Genomic DNA, 9482 nt, shown 5'->3' with positions numbered 1-9482 from the left:
GTAAGCATGAGAAAGCGGGTCTCCTTCGAGTAGCTGATGAGTGGTCAGAGACCATCAGCATCGAGGGAGACCCGCCCTCGTTGGCGGTGCCACACGGGTGGGGAATTTCAGTGAGCGTTACTGGGGAATTTCAATGAGCGCCGTCAGAGATCCGGGCCACGAGTCGTGAGACATCGCTGTCGGTGTCATCGAGGCGATGGCTGGCTTCGACCAGCCACGCATCGGTCGGATCGAGATCGTCGTCGTAGTTGTCGTGGACGTCATCGCTCATGAAGACGCTCCATCGGCCGTGGAGTCCGGCTCCGACGTGTTCTCGGTGCTGCCGGGGCGCCAGGGTGCCAGGCGTGTGGCCAGATACCGCCGGCTGCGCTGAAGGTGTCCACGCGCGGAGCCTGTGCTGATCTGGAGAACCCGGGCGATCTCTGCCAACGACAGTCCCTCGACCTCGCGCAACCACCATGTGGATCGTGACGTCGGCGGGAGGGCGTCCAATTCGGTGCGCAGCGCCTCGAGCAGAGAGGTGCCCATTGCGACTTCAGCGGGTAGTGGCTCTGGTGATTCGAGATCGACGAATCGTGCTTCGTCGGTCGGGACATCACGCTTTTTTCGCAGTGAATCGGCCAGACGGCGATAGGCGATGGTGAACATCCAGGTTCGGAACGAGCTGCGAAAATCAAAGTCGGGAAGCCCTTTCCAGACACTGAGGAGAGTCTCCTGCGCGAGGTCTTCAGCGCTGACGGGATCGGCCATGCGCTGCAGATAACGCAGCAACATGGGCGACACCCTCGCGATGAGAACACCGAACGCCTCCTGGTCACCCACCGCAGCTGCCCCGGCGAGTTCGTCATCGGACAGCTCGGTCAGCGATAGTCGAGGACCAGTCGGAGGTGTGGCCGCCGACCGATCACTGGGCGACTTGTCGGCGGAACCCTCGTCAGGTCTCTCGTGGTCGTGTTCGATCATGCGCGCGCCTGTTTGCACACTGCACGAATGCTCCCGCTGTCAGGACGGTTCACCAAGGTTACCCAACGACGTCGTAGTTCCCTGTCGGGATGGCGAGGTAGTTGCTGGGTCGGCCGTCGGACAATCTGGCTGGGCGCCACGAGTCGAATGTCTGTGGTGAACCGTTGACATGACGTCAGCTACTCCTTTGCCCCCGGCCGCGCTTCGCGGAAGCCGGCCGACACCCGAGGGCAGCGTTGATCGGTGTCCAATCGACCGACCTCTCAGTCAGGTCATCGAACGCTGCCCGCTATTGACTCATCCCCGATCGACCGGTCGGTGCGACTCCGCCGCTGACAAACAATTGACATGTCAGTCCATCCGGCGGCAGTCCATCCGAGGCAGTCCCTCGCGAATGATCCCCAATCCCCGGGCGAAGCATAGCAATGCTCATTGGTCTGTCGAGTTCGCCATCCGCCGCGGCAAGGTCCACGTGGTCCTGTGACATAGATCGCTCGAAGTTATGCGTGCCGTTTCACTTTGCTCGCGGGACTAACTCGGTGAAGGGCGAACGTCCAGCAAGTTGCGGGGACGAGCCGAAGAAAAGGGCACAAGGAGTTGCTGATGTCTGACACGACGACCACAGCTGCAAGGGACGCGAACGCACAGGCTGGATCCAGTGGTGGCAAGAGTGTGGTCCCCTCGAGCGGCGATCGAGGCCGTACGGCCATCTCGCAAACCGTGGTGGCCAAGATCGCTGGAATCGCCGCACGCGAGATCAGTGGGGTCAGCGACCTGGGCGGAAGTGCAGAGCGAGTGGTCGGACGCGTCCGTGACGTGCTGCCGGGAACTTCGACGGCGTCGACCCAGGGGATCGAGGTCGAGGTCGGTGAGCGGCAAGCAGCCGTCGACGTGGGCATCGTGGCCGACTACGGCGTGGATCCCGCCGAAGCTGCTGGCTTCATCGGTCGCAGACGACCTTCGTGGACAGCGCATGCTCGACCGGGTGAAGGCGGTGGCCACCGACGATCGCGGGCGAAAGCTGATACGCATCACGGTGACTGCGCAGCCACATTGCAGCTACGACGAGATCGCCGCGGTCGTGGAGGACAGCGTTGAGTCGATCCGGGTCGCTGTTGATGGCGCAGACCTGCGAGTTCAGGCACTGCTGCATATGGAGACCAACGCTGACAGCCGCCGAGTCGGCGACCGGCGCTTCGATGAAAAGGGAGAACCCAATGGGAATGGATGACAAGTTGTCCAACATCAAGATCAAGCTGACCGGCGGCTAGCTCCGACATGCCCCAGGAAACAGGGCACAACGCCTCGCAGCCGACTCGGATGTTGTATTCCGTCCGCGCGATCACGTCGGCCGATGTGGGCAAGTTCGTCGAGTGTTTCGACTGGGGCCAGCTGTACGACGCCGAAATCGTGTCAGTGCAAGCCGGTAGTGCAGGATCGGATCGGGCGTTGTCTGTCACGGTCCGGCACCGAGGCCCGCTGGGCTGGGATGAGGAGCCGGAAACCTATGAGTTGCCGCTCGATTCAGAGCTGTGGCTCATCGATGTGAGAAAGACGAACCCGGGGAACGGAGACAGCAGTGAACGAGGATATGGATCGCAGTGGCGGGGACAAACTCGAGAATCACTCAGCCGAACCGCCGGGTGCGCTTGAAACACGTTTGTTTGTTGTTGGTCTCTCCGGCTTGGCGGTCATCGCCTCGATAGTCGCTTGGGTCGCGGTCAATTGACAGACCGGTCGCGCGCGGGAGATGGCTCTTGACAGTGAATGGCGAACTCGAACAGAACATCTCGCGATTCCACAGACAACTGGCGGAGTGTGCCCTTCGGTTACACGGCCCCTGGACGGGCGTATCGCCGAACGACGTCCTGCGGGAGGTGTGCCGGGAGGCTGTCGGACTGTTGCCGACGGTTCACTACGCGAGTGTGACCTTGGTCAGTAAGCAACTGCGCGGTCGCACAGACAAGATCGACGCGTCGGTCGTCGACGATCAGGTCTCCACGCACATCGATGCGTTGCACCACGCCCACGGAACTGGGCCATGCTTTGACGCGGTGTGGCAACCCGGGCCGCTGACGGTCAACGCCGTGGCCGGCGAAACCCGGTGGCCTGCCCTCATGGCTGCGGTGCTCGAGCAGACCGAGATCAGATCGTTGATGTCGATTCAGCTCAGGGCCGCAGACCAAGCTCTCGGCGCTCTCAACTTGTTTGCCCTTGAACCTTCGGCATTCACTTGTGAGATCAGAGAAGATGCGGTCGTCTTTGCGACCCACGCCGCAATCGCCTTGTCGGCGGCAGACCGACTTCAGCACATCAACAGGGCCTTGGAGTCGCGAGATCTCATCGGGCAAGCCAAAGGAATGCTCATGGAGAGGTTTGCGATCGACGCTGCCCAGGCCTTCGGCATCCTGCGGGAACTATCACAGGAAACCAATGTCACCGTGGTCGACATCTGTGCCCAGCTGGTCAACGCAGACCATCCGAAAACACAATCGAATGAGGGCTGACTCCGGATTGTAGGTCTGCTCGATCAGCGATATTCAGCAAATGAAATGCACGATGCACTACAGTGAATAGCGAGTAAGTCCTTCCTGGGGTATCCGCTCCCGGGCTCCGGGCCGGACTTGCTCGTCTGGGGGTAGTCGGGCCGGCCGATCTCGGGTGGCCCGACTTTCCGCACTGCGCCCCGTCGTGCGTTCCGAGTCCGAACTACCAAGCACAAGCTCTGGCTGGTTGGACGAACACCGTTCTCGCTGAGGCCTTTTCGCAAAGCACGAACCACAGGCGTCTGAACGATCAGGCAGGATCTGACGGTGGGATGGCTCGTTCGATGACCGAACGAAGCGCGGAGCCGTAGGACGGGGGGAGAGGCCGATGGCAGAGCTCGTGGGCTTCGGACAGCGACACCCCGAGCGCTCTCAGTACGTCTGTCGCCATTCTGTCGACCGCGGCTTCGCTGTCACGATCAGCGTCGTCCAGCAACAGACGCCCCAGTGCGAGTAGGGATCCCGCCACCAGCGCCAACGCGAGCTCAACGTCTTCGACGTCGAACCGGCCTTGCTGCGATGCGGCCAGGATGTCGCGGCGTGATCGCGGAGCGAGGCCGAGATCGGAGGTGATCGGCGACATCGCCGAGTTCAGGAGCACTCGGCTCAGGTCTGGCTCGAGGCGGAACAGCCGTCCGGCCAGTCGGAATGACTGAGTGAACATCTCGACCGGGTCTTCGAGCCCCTCGGTCAAGGTGTCGAGGTACGCCCCGACCGATTCGAGTGCGCTGTCGATTGCGGCGCTGAACAGGTCTTCCTTGCTCTCGAAGTGGTTGTAGAACGAGCCCATTCCGACGTCGGCGGCTTGGGTGATCTCCAGGACGGGCGCATTGACTCTGCCGTCGGCGATGAAACCCTGTGCAGCGGTGACAAGCGCCGCCCGGGTGCGCGCCTTGCGGCGCTCGAGTCGATTACCCTGCGTCACTCGGGCTCCTGCGTTTTCGACGGTCAATCGTGGCCACCGGAAGTATACCGACGCGTCCCCGCAGGTGTGCCGACCTGCAACTCAGGCGAACCTGGCGCGGAATGAGGCGAAACCCTGCAGACAGTTGTTCGAGAGTGGAACCGGATCCGACACTTCGATGGTCTCGACCCGGGTGATCAACTCGCGCAGCAGGGTCTGCATCTCGAGCTTGGACAGCTGCATCCCTACGCACGTGTGCATCCCGTGTCCCCAGCCGAGATTGCTGCCTCGTCGGTGCAGTGAGAATGTCTGGGGATCGTCGAAGTGGCGTTCGTCCATGTTCGCCGCGGCGTAGAGCAGCACAACGCGCTCACCTGCCCGGATCCTGACACCGTCGATGTCCTTGTCGTGACTCACCCTTCGAGTGAAGCCGCGAACAGGTGACGCCACGCGTACTGCCTCGACCACGGCGGTGGGGATCAGTTCGGGGTCAGCTCTGAGTTGAGCGTAGAGCTCTGGATCGCGGCCAAGGCTCCAGAGCAGCTGGCCCGTCGCGAGGATGGTGGTGTCGAGACTCGGTGCCACGAAGTCGATCACCATGGTTCGCGCCTCGGACCTGCTGATCTCCCCGCGGTCGGCAGCATCGAAGACACTGGCCGCCCATCCGTCGGGCGTGACTTGTGAACGGCGCAATCGCATCGTGTACAGCAGCAACCCCAGTGCTGTCGGAGTCGCGTCGACGGCTCGTCGGTTCAGCGGGCCGAGGATGTCGAATGTTCTTGCGCCCCAGGTGAGTAACTGCTGCGGCCCCACTTCGACACCGACGAGGTCTGCAACTGCGGCGATCGGAAGCCGCGAAGCGAAGTCGGCAACGCCGTCGAAAGAGTCCCGTTCGAGCAGTCGGTCCACGGTCGCGCGTGCCTCGTCGCGAAGGATGGGCAGCGACGGCCGGATTGCGCGTGATACTAACGACTGCATCAGTATTCGACGACGGGCCGAATGCCGTTCGTCATCGCTGGACAAGACGGTCTTGCGTCCGAGTAGATTCGCGACCGGGTTCGCCGCGACCCCGGTGCCGCTACGAAAGGTGACATCGTCACGCAGTGCACTCCGGACGTCGTCGAAGCGGCCCATCGCCCACACCTTGTGTTTCGGCAGCCACACCACCGAGCCCGCGTCGCGGATCTGCCGGTACACGGGCTGGGGATCGATCAGTGCCGTCTGTCCGTACAAGTCGACATCGACCACCGGGACATCTCGTCGCGACCGCGTGTTGAGCATGTCTATGCCTCCAAGAGAGGTGATCGGGCTGTCATACCGCTACGTTCGTGACGTGGGTACGGTGTGAGCGCCGGTAGACGGACAGCAGTTGCTCCACATCGGCTTCGGTTCGGGCTGATGCCATCACGACACGGTCGGGCCGGAGAAGCACCGCATGCGAGTGATGTGCCCGCATCACCTCAGACGGGCTTGGGTTCGTCGACGGGACACACGCCAGAGCATCAACGTCGATGTGCGTCAGTCCGATACGCACGAGTCGACTCGCCGTGTCATTCCGCAAGGGACCACGGCTGATCAACGCATAGCGTGGGCCGAGCAGGTCGTCGAGCCGTCGGGCACCGTCGGGGGTGCGCACCCACGGTTGCGGGAACAGGGTTCCGTTGAGGCGCGACAGCATTCCGCGGCGCTGAACCAGTGGCCCGCGGCGCAGTAAAGGGCTTGCATCGGGCAGCGCATGTGCGATGCGAGGAACGTGACATAACGCTGTGACTGCTGCTCTGCGGACGGAAGCGAGGCGATCCTGCCCACCGGTGAGGGCCCATCCGACTGCCAAGGCCGTCAGGACGATTCGGGTGGCATGCGGTTTTCGTTCGGATTCGTAGGTGTCGAGCAGCGACTCAGATGCAGAACCGTCGAGAACGTCGGCCAACTTCCACGTCAGGTTGAACGCGTCACGCAATCCCGACCCGAGCCCCTGTCCGACAAACGGCGGTGTCTGATGAGCGGAGTCGCCGGCAAGGAAGACTCGACCGTTGCGCCAGGTATGAGCCACCCGTGCGCGAAAGGTGTAGACGGCCTGGCGCATGATCTGCGAATCGGCGAGTTCAGACGGGGTCATCCACGGCGACAACAGCTTTTGCAACGTCTGCTCGAATTGCAGTGCATCGAGGTCCTCGCCGTCGTGGACGCGAAACTCCCAGCGGTATCGGTTTCCGGTGACCGGCATGAACGTCGCAGCGCGGTCGGGATCACAGATCTGGTGGACACCGCCCCATACGTTGAGCGGTGCCGGGGTGAGGACGTCGATCACCAACCATTGTTCGTCGAAGTTGAAGTCGCGCATGGTGATACCGAGTTGGTCGCGGACGGCACCACTGGCCCCGTCGCACCCGATCACCGCCGCCGCATCGATAGTCTTCACAACGCCGCTGTTGTCCAGGTAGCGCACCGCCGGCCGTGCGCCGCCGGCAACATCGGTGACCTGACAACCGCGCCGCAGGTCGATCAGGTCGACGGCCGCTGCTTCATCGAGGAGAACCCGCTCGAGGTCGGGTTGGTCGAACATGCTGCCCAGGGGGTAGCCGTTGGGGCCGTCCTCGGTGCTGCGGGTGAACTCGGTCATCACTCGCCGGCGGCCGTTGATTAACCTCATGCCCGGCATCGCCCGGGTGTGCGGCGCGAACTTCTCGGCCACGCCGACGGCCTGCAGTATCCGGAACACCTCGTCGTCGAGGTGCACCGCGCGTGGCAGCGGATACGGTTCACGGTGACGCTCCAGGATCACCGTGGCAACACCACGTTTGGCCAGGAGCAGAGCGCAGGCGAGCCCGACGGGGCCCGCGCCGACGATCACAACGGGGCCGTGCTGGGCGGTCATGCGTAGGTCACGTGGCAGCGCTGGCGGCCCAGATCGATGGCACCGTCGTCGGTCGCGATACGGACCTCGACGACGTCGCCATCTTTGAGGTACTTGGGGTTTGATGCCTGACGCTTGAAGAAGGCCTTCCACTTCACATGCGGCGGGATGAGTGCGCCGATGATCTCGATGGGCTTGGGTGGCGCGGTCAGCGCGGTGCCGCCGGGAGTGCCGGTGAGCAGGAGATCTCCGGCGTCGAGGCGTTGAAAGCCGGTGAGCACGGCGAGCGCGCTGACCGGATCGATGATCATGTCGCCGCCGACCCGCCCGTTCTGCCGGCGTTCGCCGTTGACCCACAGTTGGAGGCGAAGTTGGTCGAATCGGCGCCATTCCTCGTGCGTGAGCAGCACCAGTCGAGGTCCCGCCGGTGTGAAAGTGGGGTACGACTTGGATTCGTAGAACTGGGTTTTCGGCAACTGTATGTCGCGAGCGCTGACGTCGTTGGTGATCACGACTCCCGCGAAGTACTCGCTGAGGGTGTCGGTGGTGATGGAAGTGCCGACGTCGATGGTGGCTCCGGCGACGAGACCGATCTCCACCTCGTAATCGAGCAGTGTGACGTGCGCCGGCTTGATGATGTCGTCGAACGGGCCGGTGATCGAACCCGACGATTTGCGGAAGAAGGTGGCCGTCACCCTGTCGGGGTTGATGCCTGAATCCTCTGCGTGGCTGCGATAGTTGACCATCTGCGCGACCACGCGGCACGGGGCGGTCACGGGTGAGAGCAGAACGAGATCTGCCACGGGGGTTCCGTCGGAATCGCCATCGGTTGCTGTCGCGTCGATCGCGGCGCGGTCGGTCAGCAGCTCGCCGGTGGTCTTCGCGGAGGTGCGGATGGGGTAGGCGGTCTGGTCGCGCTGGACCCACCAGCCGGTGTCTGTGCGCAGGACGGTTGTGGTCATGAACGTGCCACTTTCAGTAGGCCCAGAAGGCGGTGGATGTCGAACTCGTTGTCCTCGCGCAGGCCGGCGAGCATGCCCTTGACCAGTTCGGGATCAGGGTTGGCGCCGAGGAAATCGCGGGTCACGGGCGGCCCCCATTGCGACAGTCCGCTGGCGGTCATGGGTGCCCATCCCGCCTCGATGGTGTTGTCGAACATGTCCCCGTCGGCAAAGTGTTCGACCATGAACTTGTCGAGGTCGCGCCAGTAGTCAAAGAGTTGACTGCCCTGGATGTGGCGGCCGATTCCCCACGCATGGTGATAGCCGCGATCTGCAAGGTAGGCGCCACCTGCGGCGACGGCATCGAGATCGGCCACCTGATACGCCGAATGAATGTATCGGGACATCGGCCCCAAAGTCATTGCCAGCGTGTGGTGGTCGGCCGGTTCGCTTCCGCGGTCACAGCGCATGAATGCCATCGTCGGGCCGCGGTCTCGTTGGCCGGGAAAGAAGAGGAAGTCGCTGACGATCAGGCCCAGCATCTCCTGGTACCACGCGAGATTCTCGCGAAAGCGGGGTGTCTCGATCACGACGTGTCCCAGGCGCTGAACTCGTGCGGGCTCGCGAGGTGGACGCTGAACCGCGTTGAAACGCTCGACCTTTCCGCTGAAATTGAACGTCAGAGGATCTTGGTCGGGCAGCGAAGGTAAGTCGGTCAGTCCCGCAACCACCCGAATTGCCATCCCGGACGGGTCGGTGAGGTCGATGGCCGCGCCGCCGAGATCGCCGAGAGGATAGACGCGCCGCCCGGTTTCACGGGACAGCCGCAGCAGATCGTCTTTTCCGGCTGCACGGAACGCCGGTCCGACGAACTTCGATCGATGTGACCGCCGAATCAGGATGCACGGCGCGCCAGACCACGTACCCCGCAAGGACAACTGGTCCGCAGTTCGCGAAACGGTGGAGAATCCGAAATCGCGCGCAAACCGTTCGGCCTGGGCGATGTTCGGCTTCTCGAACTCGAGCCACGCAATGTCGACAACCTTGATGACGGGCGCCGCCGCTCGGTCCTCGGGATCGCCCGGACGCGCGCCGTCATCACTGTGCAGATCGGCGTGCGGGGTGTGTGCCGGCACCGTCATAAGTGACCTCCTCAAGTAATTGAGTAAATCGTCACTTATGAGTAAACCGGCAGTCAAGGGGTATGACGTGTTGGAATTTCGTCAGAACTGATGGGTCTGCTGGTTGGCGTTCGAGCCAGACAGGGCAGT

Annotated in this window: 10 protein-coding genes; 3 read left to right on the top strand and 7 right to left on the bottom strand. The window is 62.9% G+C overall.

The window, feature by feature from the left end; all coding sequences use genetic code 11:
• Positions 1 to 130: 130 nt before the first annotated feature.
• Together KXR83_RS22705 and KXR83_RS22700 are read right to left on the bottom strand one after the other, a co-directional pair.
• A complete protein-coding gene (locus KXR83_RS22705) occupies positions 131 to 271 on the bottom strand; it encodes a hypothetical protein (protein ID WP_437426779.1) in 141 nt (46 codons plus the stop codon).
• Positions 268 to 963, bottom strand: a complete 696-nt coding sequence (locus tag KXR83_RS22700; protein ID WP_437426778.1) for an RNA polymerase sigma factor — start codon at positions 961 to 963, stop codon at positions 268 to 270. The genes KXR83_RS22705 and KXR83_RS22700 overlap by 4 nt, the downstream gene beginning before the upstream one ends.
• Before the next feature lie 603 nt (positions 964 to 1566).
• Between KXR83_RS22700 and KXR83_RS22695 the strand changes: the two genes are divergently transcribed.
• From KXR83_RS22695 to KXR83_RS22685, 3 genes are all read left to right on the top strand, one after another.
• A complete protein-coding gene (locus KXR83_RS22695; RefSeq protein WP_437426777.1) occupies positions 1567 to 2061 on the top strand; it encodes an Asp23/Gls24 family envelope stress response protein in 495 nt (164 codons plus the stop codon).
• 481 nt (positions 2062 to 2542) lie between these two features.
• Positions 2543 to 2692 (top strand): hypothetical protein, encoded by a 150-nt coding sequence (locus KXR83_RS22690; protein WP_437426776.1) that lies wholly within the window; start codon positions 2543 to 2545, stop codon positions 2690 to 2692.
• A gap of 34 nt (positions 2693 to 2726) precedes the next feature.
• A complete protein-coding gene (locus KXR83_RS22685) occupies positions 2727 to 3470 on the top strand; it encodes a GAF and ANTAR domain-containing protein (protein ID WP_437426787.1) in 744 nt (247 codons plus the stop codon).
• Positions 3471 to 3759: 289 nt separating this feature from the next.
• Here the strand turns inward: KXR83_RS22685 and KXR83_RS22680 are convergent, their stop codons facing one another.
• From KXR83_RS22680 to KXR83_RS22660, 5 genes are all read right to left on the bottom strand, one after another.
• Positions 3760 to 4434, bottom strand: coding sequence for a TetR/AcrR family transcriptional regulator (locus KXR83_RS22680; protein ID WP_437426775.1), 675 nt, complete (start codon positions 4432 to 4434; stop codon positions 3760 to 3762).
• Positions 4435 to 4515: 81 nt separating this feature from the next.
• Positions 4516 to 5694: a cytochrome P450 gene (locus KXR83_RS22675; RefSeq protein ID WP_437426774.1), complete on the bottom strand. Its 1179-nt coding sequence runs from the start codon at positions 5692 to 5694 to the stop codon at positions 4516 to 4518.
• 31 nt (positions 5695 to 5725) lie between these two features.
• The gene (locus KXR83_RS22670; protein WP_437426773.1) at positions 5726 to 7291 is read right to left on the bottom strand and encodes a bifunctional 3-(3-hydroxy-phenyl)propionate/3-hydroxycinnamic acid hydroxylase; all 1566 of its coding nucleotides are present in this window, start codon (positions 7289 to 7291) and stop codon (positions 5726 to 5728) included.
• Positions 7288 to 8232, bottom strand: coding sequence for a fumarylacetoacetate hydrolase family protein (locus KXR83_RS22665; RefSeq protein ID WP_437426772.1), 945 nt, complete (start codon positions 8230 to 8232; stop codon positions 7288 to 7290). The genes KXR83_RS22670 and KXR83_RS22665 overlap by 4 nt, the downstream gene beginning before the upstream one ends.
• The gene (locus tag KXR83_RS22660) at positions 8229 to 9353 is read right to left on the bottom strand and encodes a VOC family protein (protein ID WP_437426771.1); all 1125 of its coding nucleotides are present in this window, start codon (positions 9351 to 9353) and stop codon (positions 8229 to 8231) included. The genes KXR83_RS22665 and KXR83_RS22660 overlap by 4 nt, the downstream gene beginning before the upstream one ends.
• Positions 9354 to 9482: the final 129 nt, after the last annotated feature.

The organism is Williamsia muralis, assembly GCF_051487485.1.
Classification (GTDB): Bacteria; Actinomycetota; Actinomycetes; order Mycobacteriales; family Mycobacteriaceae; genus Williamsia; species Williamsia muralis_B.
The sequence above is the reverse complement of the archived record's forward strand: the minus strand, read 5'-3'. Positions and strand labels throughout refer to the sequence as shown.